General features: G+C 32.6%; 30 protein-coding genes, 1 tRNA gene and 1 other RNA gene. 25 read left to right on the top strand and 7 right to left on the bottom strand.

Translation table 11 applies throughout. From position 1 onward, the window contains the following. Positions 1 to 12 precede the first annotated feature (12 nt). Complete coding sequence (locus H8707_RS03665) at positions 13 to 408, bottom strand: helix-turn-helix domain-containing protein (protein WP_262428784.1); 396 nt, start codon at positions 406 to 408, stop codon at positions 13 to 15. A gap of 151 nt (positions 409 to 559) precedes the next feature. Between H8707_RS03665 and H8707_RS03660 the strand changes: the two genes are divergently transcribed. The 3 genes from H8707_RS03660 (at position 560) to clpB (ending at position 4,492) form a co-directional block, all read left to right on the top strand. Continuing rightward, on the top strand, positions 560 to 727 hold the full coding sequence (locus tag H8707_RS03660) for an aspartyl-phosphate phosphatase Spo0E family protein (protein ID WP_316699592.1): 168 nt from the start codon (positions 560 to 562) through the stop codon (positions 725 to 727). A gap of 82 nt (positions 728 to 809) precedes the next feature. Next, entirely contained in the window at positions 810 to 1,751 is a 942-nt protein-coding gene (locus tag H8707_RS03655) for a DnaJ C-terminal domain-containing protein (RefSeq protein WP_262428783.1), read from the top strand. A gap of 149 nt (positions 1,752 to 1,900) precedes the next feature. After that, a complete protein-coding gene (clpB, locus tag H8707_RS03650; protein WP_262428782.1) occupies positions 1,901 to 4,492 on the top strand; it encodes an ATP-dependent chaperone ClpB in 2,592 nt (863 codons plus the stop codon). Between the two features lie 76 nt (positions 4,493 to 4,568). Here clpB and ffs read toward each other — a convergent pair. The 3 genes from ffs to H8707_RS03635 form a co-directional block, all read right to left on the bottom strand. Continuing rightward, positions 4,569 to 4,834: signal recognition particle sRNA large type (gene ffs / locus H8707_RS03645), an RNA gene on the bottom strand. 13 nt (positions 4,835 to 4,847) lie between these two features. Next, positions 4,848 to 4,939 (bottom strand) — tRNA-Ser (locus tag H8707_RS03640). 69 nt (positions 4,940 to 5,008) lie between these two features. Then, the gene (locus tag H8707_RS03635; protein WP_262428781.1) at positions 5,009 to 6,088 is read right to left on the bottom strand and encodes a DNA polymerase IV; all 1,080 of its coding nucleotides are present in this window, start codon (positions 6,086 to 6,088) and stop codon (positions 5,009 to 5,011) included. Between the two features lie 273 nt (positions 6,089 to 6,361). Here H8707_RS03635 and dnaX point away from each other — a divergent pair, with 273 nt between their 5' ends. The 18 genes from dnaX (at position 6,362) to H8707_RS03545 (ending at position 17,665) form a co-directional block, all read left to right on the top strand. Further along, a complete protein-coding gene (gene dnaX, locus H8707_RS03630; protein ID WP_262428780.1) occupies positions 6,362 to 8,047 on the top strand; it encodes a DNA polymerase III subunit gamma/tau in 1,686 nt (561 codons plus the stop codon). A gap of 15 nt (positions 8,048 to 8,062) precedes the next feature. Beyond that, the gene (locus H8707_RS03625) at positions 8,063 to 8,404 is read left to right on the top strand and encodes a YbaB/EbfC family nucleoid-associated protein (RefSeq protein ID WP_262428779.1); all 342 of its coding nucleotides are present in this window, start codon (positions 8,063 to 8,065) and stop codon (positions 8,402 to 8,404) included. Between the two features lie 14 nt (positions 8,405 to 8,418). Continuing rightward, positions 8,419 to 9,018, top strand: coding sequence for a recombination mediator RecR (recR, locus tag H8707_RS03620; RefSeq protein ID WP_262428778.1), 600 nt, complete (start codon positions 8,419 to 8,421; stop codon positions 9,016 to 9,018). 730 nt (positions 9,019 to 9,748) lie between these two features. Further along, the gene (locus H8707_RS03615) at positions 9,749 to 9,934 is read left to right on the top strand and encodes a hypothetical protein (RefSeq protein ID WP_262428777.1); all 186 of its coding nucleotides are present in this window, start codon (positions 9,749 to 9,751) and stop codon (positions 9,932 to 9,934) included. Positions 9,935 to 10,167: 233 nt separating this feature from the next. Further along, on the top strand, positions 10,168 to 10,659 hold the full coding sequence (locus H8707_RS03610; protein WP_128751745.1) for a GNAT family N-acetyltransferase: 492 nt from the start codon (positions 10,168 to 10,170) through the stop codon (positions 10,657 to 10,659). Between the two features lie 85 nt (positions 10,660 to 10,744). Then, positions 10,745 to 10,900 carry a hypothetical protein gene (locus H8707_RS03605; protein WP_161567142.1) on the top strand — a complete coding sequence of 52 codons (156 nt, stop codon included), beginning with the start codon at positions 10,745 to 10,747 and terminating at the stop codon, positions 10,898 to 10,900. A 72-nt stretch (positions 10,901 to 10,972) separates the two neighbouring features. Further along, positions 10,973 to 11,629, top strand: a complete 657-nt coding sequence (locus tag H8707_RS03600; protein ID WP_128751746.1) for a class I SAM-dependent methyltransferase — start codon at positions 10,973 to 10,975, stop codon at positions 11,627 to 11,629. 80 nt (positions 11,630 to 11,709) lie between these two features. Next, positions 11,710 to 11,937: a PF20097 family protein gene (locus H8707_RS03595; RefSeq protein WP_128751747.1), complete on the top strand. Its 228-nt coding sequence runs from the start codon at positions 11,710 to 11,712 to the stop codon at positions 11,935 to 11,937. A gap of 49 nt (positions 11,938 to 11,986) precedes the next feature. Then, positions 11,987 to 12,175, top strand: coding sequence for a hypothetical protein (locus H8707_RS03590; RefSeq protein ID WP_128751748.1), 189 nt, complete (start codon positions 11,987 to 11,989; stop codon positions 12,173 to 12,175). A 66-nt stretch (positions 12,176 to 12,241) separates the two neighbouring features. Then, positions 12,242 to 12,598, top strand: coding sequence for a hypothetical protein (locus tag H8707_RS03585; protein WP_128751749.1), 357 nt, complete (start codon positions 12,242 to 12,244; stop codon positions 12,596 to 12,598). 48 nt (positions 12,599 to 12,646) lie between these two features. Next, entirely contained in the window at positions 12,647 to 13,231 is a 585-nt protein-coding gene (locus H8707_RS03580) for a DUF6438 domain-containing protein (protein ID WP_128751750.1), read from the top strand. A gap of 335 nt (positions 13,232 to 13,566) precedes the next feature. Continuing rightward, complete coding sequence (locus tag H8707_RS03575) at positions 13,567 to 13,950, top strand: ArsR/SmtB family transcription factor (protein ID WP_128751751.1); 384 nt, start codon at positions 13,567 to 13,569, stop codon at positions 13,948 to 13,950. Positions 13,951 to 14,085: 135 nt separating this feature from the next. Continuing rightward, complete coding sequence (arsB, locus tag H8707_RS03570) at positions 14,086 to 15,162, top strand: ACR3 family arsenite efflux transporter (RefSeq protein ID WP_316699590.1); 1,077 nt, start codon at positions 14,086 to 14,088, stop codon at positions 15,160 to 15,162. 5 nt (positions 15,163 to 15,167) lie between these two features. Continuing rightward, entirely contained in the window at positions 15,168 to 15,632 is a 465-nt protein-coding gene (locus tag H8707_RS03565) for an arsenate reductase ArsC (RefSeq protein ID WP_206172770.1), read from the top strand. Further along, positions 15,586 to 15,804: a hypothetical protein gene (locus H8707_RS03560; protein WP_128751753.1), complete on the top strand. Its 219-nt coding sequence runs from the start codon at positions 15,586 to 15,588 to the stop codon at positions 15,802 to 15,804. The genes H8707_RS03565 and H8707_RS03560 overlap by 47 nt, the downstream gene beginning before the upstream one ends. After that, the gene (locus H8707_RS03555; protein WP_128751754.1) at positions 15,767 to 16,783 is read left to right on the top strand and encodes a permease; all 1,017 of its coding nucleotides are present in this window, start codon (positions 15,767 to 15,769) and stop codon (positions 16,781 to 16,783) included. Before H8707_RS03560 ends, H8707_RS03555 begins: the two co-directional genes overlap by 38 nt. A gap of 33 nt (positions 16,784 to 16,816) precedes the next feature. After that, positions 16,817 to 17,044 carry a thioredoxin family protein gene (locus H8707_RS03550; RefSeq protein WP_128751755.1) on the top strand — a complete coding sequence of 76 codons (228 nt, stop codon included), beginning with the start codon at positions 16,817 to 16,819 and terminating at the stop codon, positions 17,042 to 17,044. A gap of 54 nt (positions 17,045 to 17,098) precedes the next feature. After that, the gene (locus H8707_RS03545) at positions 17,099 to 17,665 is read left to right on the top strand and encodes a DUF2703 domain-containing protein (RefSeq protein WP_128751756.1); all 567 of its coding nucleotides are present in this window, start codon (positions 17,099 to 17,101) and stop codon (positions 17,663 to 17,665) included. Between the two features lie 581 nt (positions 17,666 to 18,246). Here the strand turns inward: H8707_RS03545 and H8707_RS03540 are convergent. Next, a complete protein-coding gene (locus H8707_RS03540; RefSeq protein ID WP_052221644.1) occupies positions 18,247 to 18,651 on the bottom strand; it encodes a four helix bundle protein in 405 nt (134 codons plus the stop codon). Positions 18,652 to 19,195: 544 nt separating this feature from the next. On the opposite strand from H8707_RS03540, the gene H8707_RS03535 reads away from it, so the two are divergent. From H8707_RS03535 to H8707_RS03520, 4 genes are all read left to right on the top strand, one after another. Continuing rightward, a complete protein-coding gene (locus H8707_RS03535) occupies positions 19,196 to 20,104 on the top strand; it encodes a ParM/StbA family protein (protein ID WP_262428776.1) in 909 nt (302 codons plus the stop codon). 4 nt (positions 20,105 to 20,108) lie between these two features. Beyond that, a complete protein-coding gene (locus H8707_RS03530) occupies positions 20,109 to 20,399 on the top strand; it encodes a hypothetical protein (RefSeq protein ID WP_128751758.1) in 291 nt (96 codons plus the stop codon). A gap of 719 nt (positions 20,400 to 21,118) precedes the next feature. Next, positions 21,119 to 21,643 carry a hypothetical protein gene (locus H8707_RS03525; RefSeq protein ID WP_128751759.1) on the top strand — a complete coding sequence of 175 codons (525 nt, stop codon included), beginning with the start codon at positions 21,119 to 21,121 and terminating at the stop codon, positions 21,641 to 21,643. Between the two features lie 32 nt (positions 21,644 to 21,675). Further along, positions 21,676 to 21,969 carry a sodium ion-translocating decarboxylase subunit beta gene (locus tag H8707_RS03520; RefSeq protein ID WP_128751760.1) on the top strand — a complete coding sequence of 98 codons (294 nt, stop codon included), beginning with the start codon at positions 21,676 to 21,678 and terminating at the stop codon, positions 21,967 to 21,969. Positions 21,970 to 22,086: 117 nt separating this feature from the next. On the opposite strand, the gene H8707_RS03515 is transcribed toward H8707_RS03520, so the two are convergent. Together H8707_RS03515 and H8707_RS03510 are read right to left on the bottom strand one after the other, a co-directional pair. Beyond that, positions 22,087 to 22,374 carry a hypothetical protein gene (locus tag H8707_RS03515; RefSeq protein ID WP_262428775.1) on the bottom strand — a complete coding sequence of 96 codons (288 nt, stop codon included), beginning with the start codon at positions 22,372 to 22,374 and terminating at the stop codon, positions 22,087 to 22,089. A 26-nt stretch (positions 22,375 to 22,400) separates the two neighbouring features. Then, positions 22,401 to 22,718, bottom strand: a complete 318-nt coding sequence (locus H8707_RS03510) for a hypothetical protein (RefSeq protein WP_262428774.1) — start codon at positions 22,716 to 22,718, stop codon at positions 22,401 to 22,403. Positions 22,719 to 22,856: the final 138 nt, after the last annotated feature.

The following is a 22,856-nucleotide window of genomic DNA, read 5'->3' as shown; positions in this document are numbered from 1 at the left end:
CTAAGGGAGAGCTTACTTTTCCAGATTGGGTAATAACAGCTTTATCATATCATTTATTAAGCTAATATTCTTTTTTGAGGTTCCTGATAAAAGGGACAATAATTCCTTGATTTCACTATCCATTTCTTCAGAATAATTACTCTCAACAGTTTCCATAACAGAGATATTCTCCATATATTTTATGTAACCTTTCAAAATATAATCAATAGAAACGTTTAGAGCGTCACATATTCTAATCAAAGTCTCTATGCTCATATTTCGCTCATCACGTTCAATTTGACCTATATAAAATGGTGATAAGCCTACTATTTCTGCGAAAGCTTCTCTGGATAATCCGTGTTTTTCTCTCTCAAATCTAATTCTTTCACCTATTTTATCTAAATGTATATAATTCTTATCTGATTTCAATTTAATGCCCCCTTTTATATACTGTATAAAATAAGTTAATAATTCAAAATCGGCTAATGGTAAATAAACAATATTGCCTTTTAGCTAAAATTATGTTACAAATAGTTTATTGACTTGTTTTAAATTTATTTTTAAGAAAGGGTGATCTAAAATTAAGGAAAAAATCAACACCTTAAAGGATAAGCTCAATAAAGAATTGGAAAATAAAAACCTATGCGATCAGGAGGTAATAAAAATAAGTCAAGAATTAGATCAACTTATTTTGGAATACTATTATAACAATGACAATATTTTACCAGATAATGATAATTCAAGTTGATTTTTGAGACATTTTAGTATATAATTATTTTGAAGGTCAGAGAAGGTCAGGACACTTTCTATACAGGAATGGAGATGGTTTCATGGAATACAAGGATTATTATAAAATATTAGGTATAGATAAAAATGCTAGTGAAAGCGATATAAAAAAGGCATACAGAAAATTGGCTAAAAAATATCATCCCGACTTGAACCCCAACAATACAAAGGCACAGGAGAAATTCAAAGAAATCAATGAAGCATATGAGGTCTTAGGAGATGCAGATAAAAAGAAGAAGTATGATACTTTTGGAAGCAGTTATGATTTTTCAAATGGTCAAAATTTTGATCCATCTCAATTTGGGTTTGGAGGACGACAATATACCTATACTACAGGAAGTGCCGAAGATTTTAGCGATTTTTTTAACATGTTCTTTGGAGGAACCGGGGCAAGCAGTGGATTTAATATAAATGATTTATTTGGGGGTAAGAAACATACCCGTTCAGGCAAAGGCTTTAGATCGCCGAGACAATCTTTTGAATCAGAACTGGATATTACCTTAGAGGAAGGTTACAAAGGTTCAACAAAAGATGTATATGTAAATTTTGGTGGAGAAAATAAAAAGATGTCAATTAAAATCCCTAAGGGCATATTTCCCGGGAAAAAATTAAAGGTTAAGGGAGAAAAATGGGGAATAAATGGAGATATAATATTTACTATAAAATTACTTGAAGATGGTAGAAATAAATTAGATGGTCTCAATATTATTTCTAAAATTGACCTACTGCCTTGGGAAGCAGCACTAGGTACTAAGATCACGGTTAATACCCTATCGGGGAAGATAAAAATAGATATCCCAAAAGGAATCTTGAGTGGAAACAAATTGAGAATTCCAAGAAAGGGATACAGAGATTTAAATGATAATATAGGAGATTTATATTTAGAAATAAATATTGTCAATCCTCCTCGATTATCCGACAAAGAAATTAAGCTATATGAGGAGCTAAGCAAATTGTCGAACTATAACCCTAGAAATGATAGGTAATAGGTAAAAAGGTAAAAGATAGTGAAGAGTGAAGCAGTGAATAAGTAACAGTGAATAGTGAACAACAGTTGAATCACTGCTGATGTCATCCTTGAGTGAAACGAAGGATCTCCGGTTTTAATTGTGAATTGAAAAAAGGAGTGAGAATTATGGATTTAAATAAATTTACTCAAAAAGGTTTGGAAGCAGTTCAAGAATCTCAAGAAATAGCAATAAAAAATGGAAATCCTCAATTGGAAGAAATCCATATTCATTATAGTTTAGTAGCGCAGGATGAAGGATTGATTCCAAGAGTGATTTCCTATATGGGAGAAAATGTTGAATTAATTAAAAGTGATATTGAAAGAGAAATAGATAAATTACCAAAACAATCCGGAGGCACCATTTATCCGAGTAGAATATATACAAAAATTTTGCTTAATTCGGAAGAAGAAGCAAAAAAATTTGGTGATGAATATGTGGGTGTTGAGCATATTTATATATCCCTTTTAAAAGAAAAAGGAACTATTTCAGAAAAAATATTTAAAAGATATAATATTAATCAGCAAAGATTTCTGGAAGCATTGAAAAAGATTAGAGGCAATCAAAATATTACATCGGATAATCCGGAGGCAACTTATGAAGCATTGACCAGATTTGGAAGAGATTTGGTTGAAGATGCCAGAAATGGAAAAGTAGATCCGGTAATAGGCAGAGATGATGAAATAAGAAATGTAATTAGGATTCTTTCCAGAAGGACAAAAAATAATCCCGTATTGATAGGTGATCCAGGTGTAGGTAAAACCGCAATAGTTGAAGGACTTGCCCAAAGAATAGTAAACGGGGATGTACCTGAAGGACTTAAAGAAAAAACAATATTTGCATTGGACATGGGTTCATTAGTAGCGGGAGCAAAATATCGAGGAGAATTTGAAGAAAGACTTAAAGCCGTCTTATCCGAGGTTGAAAAGTCTGAAGGCAAAATTATAATGTTTATAGATGAAATTCACAATATTGTAGGTGCCGGTAGAGCAGAAGGATCAATGGATGCATCCAATTTGCTAAAGCCTATGTTGGCAAGAGGAGAACTTCATACCATAGGAGCTACTACCTTGGACGAATATAGAAAATATATTGAAAAGGATGCTGCTTTAGAGAGAAGATTCCAGAAGGTATTGGTTTCTGAACCGAGCGTAGAAGACACTATCTCAATACTAAGAGGATTAAAAGAGAAATATGAAATTCATCATGGTATTAGAATTTCCGATGGTGCCGTAATAGCCGCTGCAACACTGTCAGATAGATATATTAGCGATAGATTTTTACCTGACAAGGCAATAGATCTAATGGACGAAGCTTCTGCTATGATTAGAACTGAAATAGACAGTATGCCTACAGAAATGGATGAAATCAGAAGAAAAATATTACAGCTTGAAATTGAAAAGGCTGCATTAAAGAAGGAAACAGATGAAGCGTCTAAAATGAGATTGGAGAAATTGGAAAAGGAACTATCAGATCATAAGGAAAAGTTTGATATACTCAAGGCTCAATGGGAAGATGAAAAGAAGGACATCGTAAAAGTTAAGGATATCAAAGAAGAAATTGACAGGGTAAAAAGGGAAATTGAGGAAGCTGAAAGGAAATATGATTTAGAAAAGCTTTCTCAACTTAAGTATGGGACAATGGTTGAATTGGAGAAAAAATTAGCCGATGCCTATGATAAAAATAAAGGCAAAGATATGATGCTGAAAGAGGAAGTAACGGAAGAAGAAATTGCGGAAGTTGTGGCAAAATGGACAGGAATTCCGGTATCAAGGCTGGTAGAGACTGAAAGAGAAAAACTTTTAAACTTAGATAAGATACTTCATAAAAGAGTAATAGGACAGGATGAAGCCGTTGATTCAGTAGTAGATGCGGTAATCAGGGCTAGAGCGGGAATGAAAGATCCAAATAGACCTGTCGGCAGTTTTATTTTCTTAGGGCCTACCGGAGTCGGAAAAACAGAGTTATCCAAGGCTTTAACAGAAAGTTTATTTGATGATGAGCGTAATATGATTAGGATTGATATGAGTGAATATATGGAAAAATATTCAGTATCAAGGCTGATAGGTGCTCCACCGGGATATGTTGGATATGACGAAGGCGGACAATTGACTGAAGCTGTCAGAAGAAAGCCATATTCTGTGATATTGTTTGATGAAATCGAAAAGGCACATTCGGATGTATTTAATATATTGCTGCAGGTATTAGATGATGGAAGACTTACAGACAATCAAGGCAGGACGGTGGACTTTAAAAATACAGTTATCATAATGACATCCAATCTGGGGTCAAATTATCTACTTGAAGGAATCGAATCAGATGGCACTATAAATGAAGCCTCTAGAGAAAAGGTTATGGCAGAGATGAGAAGAACATTTAAGCCTGAATTTTTAAACCGTATAGATGAGATAGTAATGTTTAAGCCATTACAACGAAATGAAATATTTAAGATAATTGATTTGCAAATGGAAGAAATAAGGTCCAGACTTGAAGACAGGGGCATAGAAATTGATTTTACAGATGAAGCTAAGGAATTTGTTTTAAATAGAGCATATTCAATTCAATATGGTGCAAGACCAGTAAGAAGGTTTTTGCAAAAAGAATTTGAAACTAAATTGGGAAGACTTATCATAAGCGGAGAATTGAAGGATAAAGATACAGTAAAGGCTACTGCAGAAAATGGGGAATTAAAATTGCAAATCACAAGTCGCAAATCATAAATTAAAAGGCGTTAGCCATCATTCTGAATTAAAAAACGGATTCTTATAATTATAAGAATCCGTTTTTGATATGTAACCGTGCACCCAGCTTTGGCAGTCTACCATGAGCGTTACCTTAACAGTTAGCTCGGGACAGGCTTCCCCGCGGCACACGAAAAGTTTCACTTATCGCTGCTTCCTTCCGGACCTGACGAGGTTCATGAGTTTCCGTTGCGCAGGACCCAACCGTCAACACCACTTATTAAGGGCAGCCCCCACAATAGAGATGCCTATGCCGGGAATTCAATCCTGCTATAGCGGATTGCAGGTTATAGGGCACCGCTACCTCCCCATCTAGCACGGTAAAATTTGCTAATGGCGGAGAGAGAGGGATTCGAACCCTCGAGGCGCTTATCACGCCTACACGATTTCCAGTCGTGCGCCTTCGACCAACTCAACCATCTCTCCAAATTGGTTTACTATAAAGTACCTTTTAAATTATAGCTTATAATGCGAGGAGTGTCAACTGGTAAAAATTTAGTCTAAAAAGGATAATTGCTCCGCCTGTGTTGATGAAAGATTGGATATAGTAAGCCCAATCAGTCTTATATTTCTATCGAGTTTGATTTCGTTTAATAAGGACAAAGCTATTTCGTAAATGTCTTTAGCTAAATAAATATCGGTTAATAGAGTTTTACTCTTTGTTTTAAGCTTAAAATCCTCATATTTTATTTTTAATGTAATAGTCTTTCCATGTATTTGATTTTTGATTAAAGAATCTGAAATTTCTATTGAGAAGTCATGTAGATAGGATTTGAGTGTATTCTTATCCTTGGTCGATTCTGAAAAGGTGGTCTCAGTTCCTAAGGATTTTCTCTCCCTTTCAGTGTTTATTTTTCTATTATCTATCCCTCTAATCCTATCATAAATATCACTTCCCCACTTGCCAAACAGTTCAACTAAAAATTCTTCAGACAGATTATATAAATCCTCTACGGTGTATATTCCTATATTATTTAATTTTTCTGTGGATTTTGGACCGATTCCATGAACTGATTTTACCGGTAAAGGCAATAGAATTTCAGGTATCATGTCAGGAGAAATCAACTTTATGCCATTGGGTTTATTCCAATCCGACGCAATTTTAGCAAGAAATTTATTATAAGATATACCTATGGACAAAGTTAATCCGGTTTTTGCATGGACTCTCTTCTTTATCATATGTGCAATACTTAATGCATCCGAATCAATAAATGATATATCTATATATGCTTCATCAATTGATACCGGCTCTACCAAATCAGTTATCTCATATAAGATCTTAAAAACTTGCTGTGAAACTTCTTTATATCTCTTCATTCTAACAGGCAAAAATACAGCATTTGGGCATAGATTTTTAGCCATAAATATGGGCATGGCGGAATGAAGTCCAAATTTTCTTGCTTCATAATTAGCAGTTGTAATAATTCCGTGGTCACTTGATCCTCCAACAGCTACGGGTTTGCCCTTAAGCGTGGGGTTATCCTGTACTTCAACGGAGGCATAAAAAGCATCCATATCTATATGAAGGATATTTAAATTTTCTATATTGAAAATATCATTAGAAATTTTAATCACCTGCAATTCTCATTGGGTAATCCCCCATTTGGCAGCTTCTACTAACTCTTATTATACATTACTCCAGGGTCTTTAACCTAATAGTATTATATCATAAAAGCTAAATTAAATTATTCCTATGGTTTTTTACTTTATTGGACATAGCCTATATTATTTGGCTAACAATTGTACTAAATTTTTATTTTCTAAAAATAGCGTGTAAGAAACAAGTCCTTTTATTGGTTTTTGAGTGTAAATTCTATAACAATCTGATATAATATTAAATACTAATAAATGATAGGTGATATTATGTACCAAGCCTTATATAGAAAATATAGACCTAAGACCTTTGATGAGTTATTGGGTCAAAAGCATATAACAACTACATTAAAAAATCAAGTATTGAATGATAACATAGCTCATGCTTATCTTTTTTCAGGGACAAGAGGGACAGGTAAAACATCGGCGGCAAAGATATTATCCAGAGCAGTCAACTGTTTAAATCCAAAAGACGGGAATCCATGCAATGAATGTGATTGCTGCAAAGGGATACTCAATGAATCAATTATGGATGTTATTGAAATGGATGCTGCAAGTAACAATAGCGTAGACGATGTTAGAGACTTAAGGGAGAAGGTAATATATCCCCCTGCAAGGACTAAATATAAAGTATATATAATAGATGAGGTTCACATGCTGTCCAAGGGGGCATTCAATGCGTTGTTAAAAACATTGGAGGAACCTCCTAAACATTTAATATTTATACTTGCTACTACAGAGCCTGAAAGATTACCTCAGACAATTCTATCCAGATGTCAAAGATTTGATTTTAAGAGGATTACCACAAAGGATATTGTAGAAAACATGAGAAATATAACCGATGAATTGAAGGTAGAAATAGATGATAATGTTCTTAGGCTTATAGCCAGGAATTCAGACGGAGCGATGAGAGATGCCTTGAGCTTGTTGGATCAATGTTTCTCCTTTAATGGTGAAAAAGTTACTTATGAAGATGCTATTGATATATTGGGCATAGCAAACAAGGATTTAATTCAAAATATGGTAATCAACATAAGGGATAAAAATTTAGAAAAGGTACTTATGTCCATTGATGAAATAATTCAAGATGGTAAAGATATAAATCAATTTATAAAGGATCTTATAAATTATTTTAGAGATTTGATGATTGTAAAGACATCTTCTAATCCAAAGGAAATCTTAGAAATAGACAATCTTGAACCACTTAAAGAAGTAAGCAATAATATGAGTTTGGATTATATTCTAAAGGCGTTAAATACATTAACAAACGCTGAAGTTCAAGGGAAATGGTCTACTCAGCCTAGGATAGTTTTAGAAATGGCAGTAGTAAAATTGATTGATCTTGAAAATGAAATGTCTTTAGAGGAAAGAGTAAAAAGATTGGAGCAAGGGATAAGGCCTATAGATCAATCTAAAGAAATAAAGGAGGATGCAATAGTACCTCATAAAAACATAGCAAAATCTATTGCGGATAAAATAAAGTCAACAGAAGATATAAAACCGGCGGCAGATAAGATAGATAAAAGGGAAGAGCCAAAACAAGAGTCTGTGAAAGAACAAGACCAAAGACCAAATGAAGATGATGGATATACATTTACAATAGAAAAAATATCCAATGAATGGGAAAAAGTACTGCAAAAAATCAAGCTTAAGAAAATCAATTTATATGCATTGATATTGGAAGGGGAGCTATTATCCTTTGAAAATGGCATGATTACAATAGGATATAAAGAGAGTTATAGCTTTCATAGAGATGCTATCAATACACCGCAAAACAAGGAAATAATAGAAGAAATTATCTCTAAATATTTTAATAGAGATATAGTAGTCAATTTCATTATTAAAGGTGAACCTGCAAATATTCATAAAGAAAACAAAAAAGAAGAGGCAATTAAAAGCGTCATCGATTTCTTTGGTGAAGAAAACGTGGAAATTAAATAGGAAAGGAGAATTTTAATGGCAAAAGGAAAATTCCCAGGAATGGGTGGAGGAAATATGAACAATATGATGAAGCAGATGCAGAAGATGCAGAAGCAAATGGAGGATATGCAAGCAGAATTAGAGGTTAAAGAAGTGGAAACAAGCTCAGGAGGCGGAGCTGTCAAGGTTACAGCAAATGGGAAAAAGGAAATCCTAAATATTTCAATTGATGAATCCGTAGTGGATAAGGAAGACATTGAAATGTTACAAGATTTAATTTTAGTAGCTGTGAACGATGCTCTAAATAAAGCTGAAGAAATGATGACCAATGAAATGAAGAAAATAACAGGTGGATTAAATATTCCTAACCTTTACTGATAGGAGGATTTAAAATGGAGCAGTATGCATTACCCATAGCAAACTTAATAGAACAGTTTTCCAAGCTTCCGGGGATAGGTAAAAAAACTGCTCAAAGACTTGCTTTTTATATATTGGAAATGGAAGATTTAGAAGCAGAAAAATTGTCAATGGCAATAGTAAATGCTAAGGAAAGGATTAAATTATGCAGTATCTGCTGCAATTTAACAGATGATGATCCTTGCCACATATGCTCCGATGATAATAGGGATAAATCTACAATCTGCGTGGTAGAAGGAGCTAAGGATATTATAGCCATGGAAAGATCAAGAGAATACAGGGGGGAGTATCATGTATTGCATGGTGTTATCTCCCCTATGGACAATATAGGACCGAAGGATATAAAAATCAGGGAACTTTTAAATAGATTATCCGATGATGTAGTAAAAGAAGTTATAATCGCAACCAATCCCACTGTAGAAGGAGAAGCAACAGCACTCTATCTATCAAAGCTGATAAAACCCATTGGAGTAAAGGTTACAAGAATTGCTCATGGCATCCCCGTAGGAGGAGATTTGGAATACTTTGATGAAGTAACCCTTGCAAAAGCTATGGACAATCGTAGGGAGATGTAAAGATATATTAATAAATGTCTCCATCAAATAAAGTCCTATCATTATGCAAATTCATTTTAGAATGCAAATAAAGTAGTATTAGGGAACCATAGGGAAAAGGTATAAGGAATGCCTTGGAACTATGGTTTTTTTATTGGATTTTTCATTAGAAGAGAAATAGGAGAAAAGGATACAAGGCAAAAGTCAGGTAAATCAAGGGATTGAAAGATTGAATGGAAAAGAAAATGGAGAGGAGAAATGGATAGAATTCTCCTTAAACCTTCTCCCTTAACCCTCAATCCTAATAGAACTTTATTTTCATTTTTTGCCCTAATTTTTAAGAAATACAAGGACTTTAAAAGATAAATTAAGGGGAAAAGGGCATAAATGGGGAATTAGGGATAAAAAAACAAGCCGGTGTTTTCAAGGGTTTGAGGGGTGTTGGTGAGAGAACTTTATTTGAAAAAGGAGAGGAGTTTGTTTGATGAACACATAGTTAGGAACAAGGAAAAAGGGGTAAGGAATATAGGAAATAAATTAGGCAGGATATAGGGGTTAATTAGTTGTTGTAAAAAGAAAATAAAGTAGTGGTATTAGAAGGGATAAGGAATAAGGGAAGGCATTGGTAATACAGGGTTTAGTTCAGTTTTAAGGTTAAAAGAATATGGATATTAAAGGGAATTTGTGAAAGGACTTTATTTACTTTTACTATACAACATAGGCCTTTTTTTCTGTTTCTAAAAATGATGTGGTGAAAAATATTAGAAATAGAAAAGTCCTTGCATTGCAGAAAAGTAGTTACAAAAAGAAAATAAAGTTCTTAGATGGTGTTTTACCCACATTTCTTGATACAAGAATGGGGATAAAGTATATAAAATATAAGGGAAATGTGGATAAAAGGGCAAATAAATTAGGACCTTATTTGCATTTCCTATAGAACATGCCCTATTTTTTCTGTAAGGAAAATTCTATCAAAATGAAAATAAAGTTGTATTATTTATATCAATATAGGAAACTGGTTGTGGAAGGGGTTAAGAGGGTATTAGAGGAATTGGTTAAAAAGTGGTAAGGTGTAAGGAAGTAGGTGCTTTTACAGGCTATATGGTGTAAAATAAAGGTATAAGGAACGAATTAGTAGAATAAAACGAATTATCGAGGGAGATGAAAATAGTGATTATACGTTTAGCCAAAATTGATGATGAAGAAAAAATATCAAGCCTGATAGCACAGTTTAGAGTTGAACTAAAACAATTTAAAGGAATTACTTCAACACCTAAAATAGACCAAGCAAAGGAAGAATTTAAAGAATATATAGAGGCGAAGTATCCTATTTTTGTCGCTGAAGATAATAGTAAAGAACTATTGGGGTATATAGTTTGTAGAATTGATGGTAATGTAGTTTGGGCAGAATCTCTATTTGTTTCTGATAGTGCAAGGAGAAAAGGTATAGCCTCAAAACTATATAAAGAGGCAGAAAAAATTGCGAATGAATTGGGTGGGGATACAGTTTTTAACTGGGTACATCCTAATAACGATAAGATGATAACATTTTTATCTAAAATAGGATATGATGTTTTGAACCTTATTGAAATAAGAAAACCTTCGAAAAATGAAATATTAACTCAAAAAATATGTGTTGGAAATCATGAGTATAACTATTAATCTTTAGGTTGGAATATTTATATTTTACGTCGCAGTGGTTGAATTTTGTGAATTAAGAACATTATATTTAAAGGAGGGTATGAAAATGATTATACTTGGGATTATCGTGAGTATTGTTATTGGCGTGATAGGTTCCAGCATTGGTTACGGAATGAATGCTGCTGAATTAGGGCCAATATTATCGATTGCAACAATGGGTGGATTTATCATGGCTTATATAAAGAAAAATAATATTAAATAAACATTTAGAGGCGTAAAAGTTGAATGATGTACATTAAGATAATGTATATAAATTTAAAGTAGGTGATTATAAATGGATTGGAATATAGTTCAGTTACCAGTTGAAAATATATATGATAAATTGGATATTAGTTTTACACCCTTTTTCAAAGAGAATATTCAGTTATTTAAAGAGATTGGATATGAAAGAATTTTAGACATAGGATGTGGCTACGGTAAACATAGCATTTATCTTGCAGAAAATAATTTTAATGTAACTTCAATAGATATAAATGCACAGGCAATAGAATGGTTAAAGAGATATATAGATAGAAAATCTATAAGTAATATTACTTTAATACAAGCAGATATGAATAGTCTTCCGTTTCAAGATAATTATTTTGATACAGTGATTTGCACATCCGTACTTCATCATCAGGATTTTAAACAAATTGAAAATAGCATTTCTGAAATCTATAGGGTGTTAAGACGAAGAGGATACTTTTTATTTGACTTTCTATCAGTAGAAGATGACTCTTTTGGAATTGGAGAAGAGATAGAAAAAAATACATTTGTAGGTTCAAGAGAAGGAGAAGAAAATATACCTCACCATTATACTGATGTTATTGAATTAAATGAGTTGTTTAATAATTTCAGGAAGATTAAAATTCAAAAAAATGAATATCATATTATCATTGATTCAGAAAGAAAGATTAAAAGTAGGGTTTTTGATGTTTTGACTTATAAGTAAATTATGGATTTTAAGTAATGATGCAATTAAATGCATCATGTCGAATTAATTACAAAGAGATTCGAATGGAGATGAAACCTATGAAATGTCCCTATTGTAATGGTGAAATGGAGATAGGTATATTAGAAGGAGGAAGGTATCTTTTATGGGCGAAACAGCCACATAAAGTATCCTATCATCCTAAAGCAGGCGAAGTCTTACTAGGAGAAAAAGCGGTTAGTTCTATCAGAGTAGATTCTTATATTTGCAAGCAGTGTAAAAAGATTATCATAGATTATGCTAATCTTGATGATGTAAAAGAGGGATAGATAGTACATATTGATAGAATATTATGCAACAAAATTTAGGGGGGAATTTATGAAGAATTTTAAACGTTCTCGAAACCTATCGTTACTTGCTGGATTTCTTTTTATAATAAATACTATTTTGGCATTAGTAAGTACTCAATTTATTCTCGTACCAATTTTAGAGGCAATTGCAAGTATTTGTTTTTTTGCAGGTGCTTATGATTACCATAAGAAAATTACCAAGGATAATAAGGATTAAGGAAATGTACATTATTCATAAAATATGTATTAAGTGAGGTTATATAAATTTGCAAGGGGCGATTGTTTGGCTAAGCATGATTTTGGAATAATAGATTCTTTTGAAGAAAATAAGTGGTATAGCGATTATGAACCTGAAAAATACAATTGTATTTCGGTACATGATGACTTATTAGAAGAGATGATTATAAAGTATAATGAAGAACTAATGGCAATAAAAACATACCTTCAGGTTACAACTCAGCCAGGAAATGGATTGGATTATTGCGGGGTAACCCTCATCCCACCAGAATCCCTTAAACAATTTAGAGAGATTATTATCAAGGCAAATAGTTATTATCAATCGCAGGAACTTCAATCGCTTGTTGAAAAGGTATCTAATGCAATTAGTGAAAATAAATACTTAATTCACTACGGAATATAGTGTTTTGTATATAAGCATATGAATATGCAGGCTAATAGGGGGATTATCATGTTCGAATACATAAAATTGCAAAGAACAATGTGCTATGGAACTTGCCCTGTTTATAGTGTAACAGTAGATAACGAGGGCAATGTAAATTATCATGGAGAAATGTTTGTATATAAGAGCGGAGAGCAGCATTGGAAGATATCAAAGAAAAAGGTAGAACAATTAAATAACTTGATTGAGGATTTTGGGTTTAAGTCTTTCACATATGAACCAGGGGAGGAGTTCATTACAGACCAGCCTTCTTGTATTACTACAGTTAAATATTCTGATGGGCAAACTAAAGAAATTGACCATTACTATGGACACATTTTGATAGATGATAATTTGACCGCATTTGAAGAGAAGATAGATAGAATAATAGGCACTAAAAAATATGTAAATCCAAGGTTATACATATATCAGGTCGAAGAAAAGACTTCAGAAGCGTCAATTAGGTTTATAGTTATTTCTGCTTCTGAAATAGAAGCAATAGATTTAGTAGAAAAAGAATGTGATAAACAAGAAATATTGGAATGGAAGGTGCAGAAGATAGGGATTGCTACAGATGACTATTATGGACCCATAATAATTATGAAAAGTGTTTGATTAATGGTTGGTGAAATACTATGTAACCCATTGGTTATAACGGATTTGAAAAACAAATTCAAGAAATAAGTAATCATAGTATTTTAGGTAAGTGAAAAGTATGAGGAGAAAAGATAGAGAAAATAATAAACGTTGCCCTGAAAAAAATAAGTTTGTTCTAAAATCCCGTAGTAGATGCAGGATAATTCCTGATTTATTCCGGGATTTTTATTTTTAAGAGGCTGATAATTAAGGTGTAAGTTGCAAGTACAAAGGATAATATTCTTATTGACAAAAAAATAAATCTACACTATTATATGAGTATAATCGAATATAATCATATAGGAGGCGATGAATTGGATTTCATAGAAATATTTAAGGCATTGGGAGATGAAAATAGGATTAGAATATTAAATCTGTTAATAAGAGAAGAACTTTGTGTATGTGAAATAGAGACGATGCTAGGAATGACTCAGTCCAACGCTTCAAGACATTTAAACAAATTAAAAAGCGCAGGTATTATAACTAGTGATAAGAAGTCACAATGGGTTTATTATGGAGTAAATAACGAATTTATTAAGGAAAATAATTTGCTGTATGAATTTCTTAAAAACAAGATTAACGAAAATGTACAATACCTAAAAGATGTTGAAAGGCTTAAAAAATATAAAAGCAGTAACTTTACTTGTGAGCAATTAAGAGAAGATAAAAAGCAAGTTCTAAAGTTTCTTCGAAAGTAGCGTAAGAAGATGGAAGATGAAAAGTAGTATGGTATTGTTAAATACATTTTAGATACTTTTATTTCATATTATATGATTATAATCGAATATAATCATATATGTAAAAACAGATTAGATAGATTGGAGGCATTAAATTTGGATAGCGAAGAAGTAATAGAGAAAAAAAGGGGACTGGGCTTTTTCGAAAAATACTTAACATTATGGGTAATTGCATGCATCATAGCGGGAGTTGCCATAGGACAATTAATTCCTGCAATTCCTGAAACATTAAGTAAGTTTGAATATGCCAATGTATCCATTCCTGTTGCTATTCTGATATGGCTCATGATATACCCTATGATGCTGAAGATTGATTTTTCAAGCATTATCAAGGCAACAAAAAAACCGAAGGGACTTATAGTTACCTGTGCGACAAACTGGTTCATCAAGCCTTTTACCATGTATCTCATAGCAGCATTTTTCTTAAAGATAGTATTCATAAGATGGATTGGTCAAGATTTAGCGACAGACTATCTTTCGGGTGCAGTATTACTGGGAGCCGCACCATGTACCGCTATGGTGTTCGTATGGAGTTATCTGACAAAAGGCGACCCTGCTTATACATTAGTTCAGGTAGCGGTAAATGACCTGATTTTATTACTCGCATTTACTCCTATAGTAGCATTTTTATTAGGAGTAAGTAATGTAATTGTTCCTTATGATACACTATTTTTATCCGTTGTCTTGTTTGTTGTGATACCTTTACTTGGCGGATACTTATCAAGAAAATTTATTATAAAGCATAGGAGCGTAGAATATTTTGAAGATGTTTTTCTAAAGAAGTTTGATAATGTAACTATTGTAGGTTTGCTTCTTACTTTAATAATCATTTTCTCGTTTCAGGGTGAAATTATTTTAAATAATCCTCTGCACATTTTATTAATTGCTGTACCATTAATTATTCAGACATTTTTAATATTCTTCATCGCCTATGGATGGGCAAAGATATGGAAACTTCCCCATGATATTGCAGCACCTGCGGGAATGATTGGAGCAAGTAACTTCTTTGAACTTGCTGTTGCAGTGGCCATTTCACTTTTTGGGTTGGATTCTGGAGCCGCTCTTGCAACAGTTGTGGGAGTACTGGTTGAAGTTCCTGTCATGCTTGTACTTGTTAGAATAGCCAACAACACAAGGTATTGGTTTAAACAAACTGGTGAAAGGGGAAAATAAAACACATGAAAAAGAAGGTGGCATTTGTATGTGTTCACAATTCCTGTCGTTCTCAAATGGCAGAAGGTTGGGCAAAGAAATTGGGAAGTGATGTATTGGAAGCATATTCGGCGGGAACAGAAAATTATCCTGAAGTAAAACCACTGGCAGTACAGGTAATGGAAGAAGAAGGGGTAGATATGGGCGGATATCATCCAAAATTATTAAGTGATATTCCAGAAGAAGTAGATATTTTAATAACTATGGGTTGTAACGTAGTATGCCCTTATGTGCCATGCAGGTACAGAGAAGATTGGGGACTTGAGGACCCATCAGGTGGACCAATAGAGGATTACAGAAAAACAAGGAATATTATTAAAGAAAAAGTAATGGATTTGATACAGAGGGTAAAAAAACAAACAAATTTAATGAATATAAAAGAAGATGTTAGTGGAGAGAAAAATCCAAGCACTTTTTCTTTTAAGTCTTAAAGAAGAAGTGTACAAGAAGATGCTGGAGGAGATAAAAGACAATATAGACGATTATTTGAAACTTAAAAGAGATGTTGAAAAGTGTATGAATGTTGAAAGTTATCTTGTAGTTGCAGAAAATAGGGGGGAATTATATGAATATACTAACAATGTTATTTGGCTGGTTAAATGACCAATTATTAAAAATGAAATGGCTTTCAGAACTTATAAGGCTTCTTATGGAGAAAGTATTTGGCTTGTCGATTAATGATAGAATAGGTGGAAGTATTCACTTCTTTATCTATGATACTATTAAAATTTTTATTTTATTATCGGTATTAATTTTTATTGTATCTTATATCCAAAGTTATTTTCCACCAGAAAGGACTAAAAAGATACTCGGTAGAATAAAGGGTATAAAAGGAAATATACTTGGCGCACTACTTGGAACTATCACACCATTTTGTAGTTGTTCCAGTATACCGATTTTTATAGGATTTACTTCGGCTGGATTACCTTTAGGTGTAACTTTCTCTTTCCTGATTTCTTCACCGATGGTAGATTTAGCATCATTAATGCTTTTAATGTCATTTTTCGGTGCCAAAATTGCCATAGCCTATGTGGTTGTAGGTCTTATTCTTGCTGTTGTCGGAGGTACTTTAATTGAAAAGTTGGGACTTGAAAAATATGTAGAGGGATATGTTAGAGAGATAGAGAATGTAGATACTGATTTTATAGAAATGAGTCGTGATGAAAGAATTTCTTATTCAAAAGAACAAGTTAAGGATATTATCCATAAGGTATGGTTATATGTATTAATTGGGGTAGGGATAGGAGCAGCAATTCACAATTGGATTCCTCAATCAGTTATAGAAAATGTGATTGGAGAAAATAATCCATTTGCAGTTTTAATGGCTACAGTAGTTGGTATTCCTATGTATGCTGATATATTTGGTACACTACCAATAGCAGAGGCTTTATTTACAAAAGGAGTAGGAATAGGGACAATATTATCCTTTATGATGGCAGTAACTGCCTTGTCACTTCCTTCTATGATAATGCTTAGTAAAGTAGTAAAACCTAAACTTCTAGCAATCTTTGTATCCATTGTATCAGTAGGAATTATAATTATTGGATATCTATTTAATGCTTTTTCGTATATTTTCATATAAATAAATTAAATTAATCAATTGAGGAGGATAATTATGGTAATTAAAGTTTTAGGTTCAGGATGTGCGAATTGTAAAAAATTAGAGGCTAATGTTAACGAGGCTGTTAAAGAATTGGGAATTGAAGCCACAATTGAAAAAGTGCAAAATTTTAAGGACATTGCAGCATATGGTGTGATGAGAACACCCGCTTTGGTGGTAGATGAACAGGTTAAAATTGCAGGAAAAATTCCAACAGTGGAAGAAATAAAGAAGTATTTATAAGGAAAACCTAGTAGGGATTCAACCCAATTAGTGATTTTGAAGGAGGTAACATTCATGGATTGTTGTCAGTCACAAAATAATAACTGTATATGTAATACGAAATGCTGTGAAGATTTAAGACAGAGTCAAACTGAAGAAAAAAATGAAATAATAATTGATTTTTTATATTTAGACCTAAACATTTGCACACGATGTCAGGGAACAGATGCAGGGCTTGAAGAGGCCATTGCAGATGTGGCAAAGATACTTCAATTGACAGGGATAGAAGTAGTTGTGAACAAAATCCATATTGATAGTAAAGAAAAGGCAAAACAACATAGATTTATTAGTTCGCCTACTATACGAGTAAATGGAGAAGACATACAAATGGATGTCAAGGAATCTCTATGTGAATCTTGTGGAGATTTATGTGGCGATGAAGTTGATTGCCGAGTATGGGTGTATAAGGGAAAAGAATATAATGTTCCACCAAAAGCAATGATTATTGATGCCATCCTTCGTAAAGTATATAGTGATAAGAAAGCACGGTTGAATGATAGGGTTGATAAAGAAGCATATCAATTACCAGAAAATTTGCGGAGGTTTTTTGAGTCGATTGAGAAAAATAAAAAACCTGAATAATAAATGCTAGACTTTGTATCAAGATATAATAATAGGGTGGGTTTCAGAAGGTTTACGATAATGCTATTTTCAAGTATCGATAAGGTAAATATTATATCAACTCATCCAAATTACTAGTATATGATATTTAATGTAACATTGATTTATCAGGAAATTCAGTGGTTATTGGAAAAATAACCGAGACCATCAAAGAAAACAAATATTTAATTCGCTAGGGAATTTATTATACAGTTATGAAAATTAAGAGTAAAATGTAGTATAATATATAAAGGAATGTGAAAGCCAATGTGGGTCAATACCTTAACTTTAGAAACATTTTTTATAATAGGACTATTAGGATTTTTTAGAATGCTTTGGAGGATTAGTGGCCTTCCAAGGCATTTTTTCTTATTTTTTATAGCAATCAAGAAAAGTACAGAAAGAATGCCTAGACCTCGCCCCTTATCCCTCGAAACTTTCCCCAACTTATAAGAGTTTAAACTAAAGAGATAGTTCTATCCCTAGAACAATTTCTAAATTAGACTACAACATTTTTAGTAAAGCCCGCAAGGGGAACAATCCTATAACCTATTGAATTAATATTAAGTGTCATTAGTATTTGAGGTGTCGCGCGGTGCGGATTTTAGCCTTTTTATATAGCCATATAGCATTTTGATAATCTCAATTAACCTTTTATCTAGGGCATCATATTGTGTACTATTTATATAACCATTTTGATATGCAGTAATGAGATGGCTCCTGCATTCTCCCGCACTTCCTAATGCAATATTTGCGTGAACTATTTCTTTTTTTATAAACAACTGTGTATTTCCTTCTGCAAGATTTGCCCCTATACTCCTAACAGCCCGTACTAACTGGTCTGTAAGCCTATATTGCTCACAACTTGGAAATCCTTTAACCAATTCCCTTATATCCTGCTCAAGAACATTCGCCTTCTGCCATACTTTCAGGCTTTTAAAATCTTTTATATACAAATTTTCACTCATAGAATTCATCCTTTCAAATTGATTTTTAACATTATACGGAAGAGCAGGGATAAGTCAAATTCTGATAGAGAAATTTTCGTAAGGAAATCACTAAAAAGGTATAAGAGTTAAGGCGTTGCATTAAAAGTTAATATAATGCATATATTTGTTCCTTAACCCAATAAACCTTTTTCCTAATATACCCTAAACTAGTTTTTGTCGCTTAAAAACTTCTACGAATGCCGTAAATTAAAGGGCTTGAAGAAATTTACTAAATACATAATATATAAAAGGGATTTAGGTAAAAGGAAATAAGGAAAAAGTTAAAAAAGTAGAAATTAGACTTGACTTTGTGGAGAATGATTTATTATAAAATATATGTTTACGTTTATGAAGGCATTTTACAATGTTAATGAAATAACCTCCGTATTATTTTATTTTGTATGCTTACCTAGTTTGCTGGGTGAGCAATTTTTTTTGCAGAAATACTTGAAATTATAAAAAATCATCGGCTATAAAGAACGATAAGGAACTTAAATTTTATTAAAGAAATGGAGGAATTACTATGGGAAACAGGATTTTATTGGGACTTGATAATGGAAACAAATGTACAAAAACAAGTGAGGGCTATATTGTTGAGTCAGGATTTACTAAATCTAATAGTGAGCCAATCTCAGCGAGCAACTTGTTAATTTATGAAGGTAAGTTTTATAGCATCGGAGGTAATAGATTGAGTGTCCAGATGGATAAGACAGTTAATCAGGATACTTTCATTATGTCTTTACCTGCAATTGCAGATGCTGTAAATATAGCGAGGATAGAAGATAAATCTGATGTAATTCTAGGAGTAGGACTTCCAATTGTCAATTATGGAACTCTTAAGAAAAAATTTCGGGAATATTTTTTAAGACAGGATGTTAAATTTAATTTTAACAAAAAAGGTTATGCAATTAATATTATTGATTGCAGGGTGTATCCACAGGGGTATGCTTCGCTTATTACGGTATTTAACAGTTATAAGGATATATTATGTAATGTTATAGATATTGGCGGTTATACTGCAGATATTTTTAGAGTGGAGAACGGGATAATTGACACTGCATCGTGTTACTCACTCCCTGACGGAATTATTACGCTAATTGCGAATATACAGCAGGAACTCTTAAAAACAAATATTAGGCTGACTGAAACTCAAATACAAGATATTATATTAGGAAGAGAACCTGTTATTTTTGAAGCAGATGTTAAAGAGATAATTAAAATAATGACGAATGAGTATGTAGAAAACATATTGGCCAAAATTGAGGAATATGGGTTCGAATTCCGTAACCCTACTGTTTTCACAGGTGGTGGAAGTATGTTGCTTCGGAAATATATTGAAGAATCCACAAAAGTAAGGTATGCGGATTTTCTTGACCAGTTTGCTAATGCAAAGGGCTATAAAATCCTATTAGAGCAGGAATTAAGAAGGTGATGCTATGGTAACAAAACGAATAAACCTGTCTTTTTCTATGGATAGAGAGGAAGATGTTAAGGTATATAACATACTTTCTGCACAGAAATATAAAACGGATTACGTTATTAAGGCAGTATTAAGTTTTACGGGGAAAAATGATAAGGATTTTGATAAGGAGAAAATAAAGGAGGCTTTAAAGGAAGCAATAGCGGAATGTGGAGGAATTACTATAGGGAACAGTAAAAAAGATAATGATGATTATGCTCAGCCTGAATTACCTGAGGGTATATTTAATATGTTTGATAATCTATAGCCATTATGAGCAGTGAAGTTTAGAACTTCCTGCTTTTTTCTTACCTCCTGTCCCCTATATCCTTACTATGGGGTTCCTAAATGAACTAGAATAAAAAGTTAGGAACTAAAAGGAACCAGGACTCTATCTCTAGGGAATAAAGGGATAAAACTCTTTACAATCAACATCTAATATGTTACTTTTAATGCAGACATTCTAGGGAGTGTTAGTAAGCGGACAAAATGGAGGAAATGGTTGCTCTGCAGCAATTTATTTCCTCTGTTTTGTTTTTATTTTAAAATATTTTGCATTTTAAGGGGCGAAACTCGATTTTAGAATTGCTTTTCTTAATAAGAAGATAAGTAAGAATGAATTATTAGAAAGCAGCCTTTTTATATAGGAAACGGAGCAATTTGATAGGTATTATATGCTTTGGCTAAGGAATAAGGGTTAGAAATGGTTTTTAAGGATTAGGGGATAAAAAGCGATTCTAAAACATAATTAGAATGGTGAATAAGAGTTATGGGTTAAAGGGAGATAGGGAATTTGGAATGAGGAAATACATAATATGGCAGTAGTTACTGAAGGTATTAAAATTTCTTACCCATTATCTTATTAAAAATCTATATATCTATATAAAAAGATTCTATCAATAACTTTGGTTATACAATATAATAGTAAATATAATCCTGAAAAGATGTAGCGTAATGGCACATATAACCTTTATGAGGTGAAAAGATATGAAAATCAAAAAGAAGACTATCATGATAACAGCATTTTTAATAATACCTTTGATACTGTTTATATTAAGTTATATAAACTATCGTAGTCAAAGAATCGATAATAAGCACTTAGAAAGTTTCAAAAGTGAACTGATGACAACTGTCCAGCAAAACTCATCTTTTGATATGAATAATATAACTCCTTTTGAATGGGACAGGATGTATGTTATACGACCTTATATTAGCAGAACAGAAATGCAGAAGGTAATAGGCATAAAATGGACTACAGCGGACACTTATATCGGTTATCTAATATGTGATAAAACTTGGTTCGGAGAGCATCCATTGGATGATGATATATTTCATAAACTAATTTTTGTAAAAGATAATAAAGTAGTTCTAGATATTACTCTCGACAGGAATGATGTGGATTTTACACAGATTAATAGTCCTGTTATAAACGATGACTCTCTATTTGACATTGATAAAGCAGATGAAAGAAATATCATAAAAACAAGTAAGCAGCAAAAGATGATGCCTTAATAAAAAACGAATATATATGGAGTGAGTAAGATATGAAAAATAGGAAATTAACGAAGGCAATTACAGCAGTTACCGTTACATGCACTTTAATAGCCGTTATCAGTGCATTTTCCAGTTACTTATTGCCATTATACTTATCATATAAACTTAATAAGGATATAAGAGATGCGGGTTCAGTAGGAATTATAGGTGGTGCAGACGGACCAACAGCAATTTATTTGTCAGGTCAAATTTCTTCGCACTTGGTTACAATTATCTTTGCAGCATTAGCGATTTTGGGAGTTATATATTTAATTGCGGTTAAAAATTCAGTAAAAAAATCATAATCCAGAACCACATTTTAACAATAAAAAGTGTGCAGAATGCAGGTTTTTTATTGCAAAAAAACAGTGTGATATTATGTAAAAAGGCTTTTCAGTTTTTACTGAAAAGCCTTAAGATTATTAATCAGATAGCCATTCCTCAAGACATTTTATCATCTCACTGATATTTGGATAGCATTGTGTGAACATATTAGATGATAATTCAGGTATTCTATCTGATAATTTGCCTAGCAAATTTTTTAACTCATCCAGCAAGTCTAATCCATCACTGTAGTTGTAATGGTAGACAGTTTCAAGGACGTCGAAGTAGTATTCGGCATCCCGATATTCCCTGGAATCTTTACCAAAGGTTTGCATTACAGAAGTTAGCAGTCTATTAATTTCCTGTTTAAGATGTTTGTTTTTCATGATGTCACCTCCATTTTATTTGACTTTTAAAGGTAAAAATTATTTGTATATTGATAGAAATATTTTTTTAGCAGAATATAAAGGTAGTCTTTATCCAGTTTATGTTTATTGACGTTTTGAATCCATACAGGATTTGATGATATGCTTAAAAGACATTTAGTAAGGTAGAATTCGATTATTTTATCTTCAGACAGATTTTCTATCTTTACCTTTTCATTAAGACATTTAATTGCATATCTTGATATTGCAGCAACAGTTTTTTCAAGTCTTTGAGAGTATGGTGTATAATTTAGAGTGCTTTCTAAAGAAATTGAATAAAATTTGGGAACATTTACTGTCAACATGGCAAATCACCTCCTCTAGGAATCTCGTGGTCAGGGGCGTCCAGCCCCTGAAACACGGCTTTCTTACAGCAACTACATGTATCCGCTGTTATTTGTTTATACTGTATAGCAAACCTCTTAGGTGTTCTACTTCAATCT

Source organism: Paratissierella segnis (genome assembly GCF_014385195.1).
Lineage (GTDB): Bacteria > Bacillota > Clostridia > Tissierellales > Tissierellaceae > Paratissierella > Paratissierella segnis.
Note: the sequence above shows the minus strand (reverse complement) of the source record. Positions and strands in the feature narration are given on the sequence as shown.

Excerpts from the sequence above, each read along its gene's own strand:
- H8707_RS03605 (WP_161567142.1), top strand. The coding sequence starts at position 10,745 with ATGATTATACTTGGGATTATCGTGAGTATTGTTATTGGCGTGATAGGT.
- recR (WP_262428778.1), top strand. The coding sequence starts at position 8,419 with ATGGAGCAGTATGCATTACCCATAGCAAACTTAATAGAACAGTTTTCC.
- H8707_RS03535 (WP_262428776.1), top strand. The coding sequence starts at position 19,196 with ATGGGAAACAGGATTTTATTGGGACTTGATAATGGAAACAAATGTACA.
- H8707_RS03510 (WP_262428774.1), bottom strand. The coding sequence starts at position 22,718 with ATGTTGACAGTAAATGTTCCCAAATTTTATTCAATTTCTTTAGAAAGC.
- H8707_RS03590 (WP_128751748.1), top strand. The coding sequence starts at position 11,987 with ATGAAGAATTTTAAACGTTCTCGAAACCTATCGTTACTTGCTGGATTT.
- H8707_RS03600 (WP_128751746.1), top strand. The coding sequence starts at position 10,973 with ATGGATTGGAATATAGTTCAGTTACCAGTTGAAAATATATATGATAAA.
- H8707_RS03520 (WP_128751760.1), top strand. The coding sequence starts at position 21,676 with ATGAAAAATAGGAAATTAACGAAGGCAATTACAGCAGTTACCGTTACA.
- H8707_RS03555 (WP_128751754.1), top strand. The coding sequence starts at position 15,767 with ATGAATATACTAACAATGTTATTTGGCTGGTTAAATGACCAATTATTA.
- H8707_RS03515 (WP_262428775.1), bottom strand. The coding sequence starts at position 22,374 with ATGAAAAACAAACATCTTAAACAGGAAATTAATAGACTGCTAACTTCT.
- H8707_RS03655 (WP_262428783.1), top strand. The coding sequence starts at position 810 with ATGGAATACAAGGATTATTATAAAATATTAGGTATAGATAAAAATGCT.
- H8707_RS03565 (WP_206172770.1), top strand. The coding sequence starts at position 15,168 with ATGAAAAAGAAGGTGGCATTTGTATGTGTTCACAATTCCTGTCGTTCT.
- H8707_RS03560 (WP_128751753.1), top strand. The coding sequence starts at position 15,586 with ATGTTAGTGGAGAGAAAAATCCAAGCACTTTTTCTTTTAAGTCTTAAA.
- H8707_RS03525 (WP_128751759.1), top strand. The coding sequence starts at position 21,119 with ATGAAAATCAAAAAGAAGACTATCATGATAACAGCATTTTTAATAATA.
- dnaX (WP_262428780.1), top strand. The coding sequence starts at position 6,362 with ATGATAGGTGATATTATGTACCAAGCCTTATATAGAAAATATAGACCT.
- H8707_RS03545 (WP_128751756.1), top strand. The coding sequence starts at position 17,099 with ATGGATTGTTGTCAGTCACAAAATAATAACTGTATATGTAATACGAAA.
- H8707_RS03530 (WP_128751758.1), top strand. The coding sequence starts at position 20,109 with ATGGTAACAAAACGAATAAACCTGTCTTTTTCTATGGATAGAGAGGAA.
- H8707_RS03580 (WP_128751750.1), top strand. The coding sequence starts at position 12,647 with ATGTTCGAATACATAAAATTGCAAAGAACAATGTGCTATGGAACTTGC.
- H8707_RS03595 (WP_128751747.1), top strand. The coding sequence starts at position 11,710 with ATGAAATGTCCCTATTGTAATGGTGAAATGGAGATAGGTATATTAGAA.
- H8707_RS03540 (WP_052221644.1), bottom strand. The coding sequence starts at position 18,651 with ATGAGTGAAAATTTGTATATAAAAGATTTTAAAAGCCTGAAAGTATGG.
- H8707_RS03550 (WP_128751755.1), top strand. The coding sequence starts at position 16,817 with ATGGTAATTAAAGTTTTAGGTTCAGGATGTGCGAATTGTAAAAAATTA.
- clpB (WP_262428782.1), top strand. The coding sequence starts at position 1,901 with ATGGATTTAAATAAATTTACTCAAAAAGGTTTGGAAGCAGTTCAAGAA.
- H8707_RS03625 (WP_262428779.1), top strand. The coding sequence starts at position 8,063 with ATGGCAAAAGGAAAATTCCCAGGAATGGGTGGAGGAAATATGAACAAT.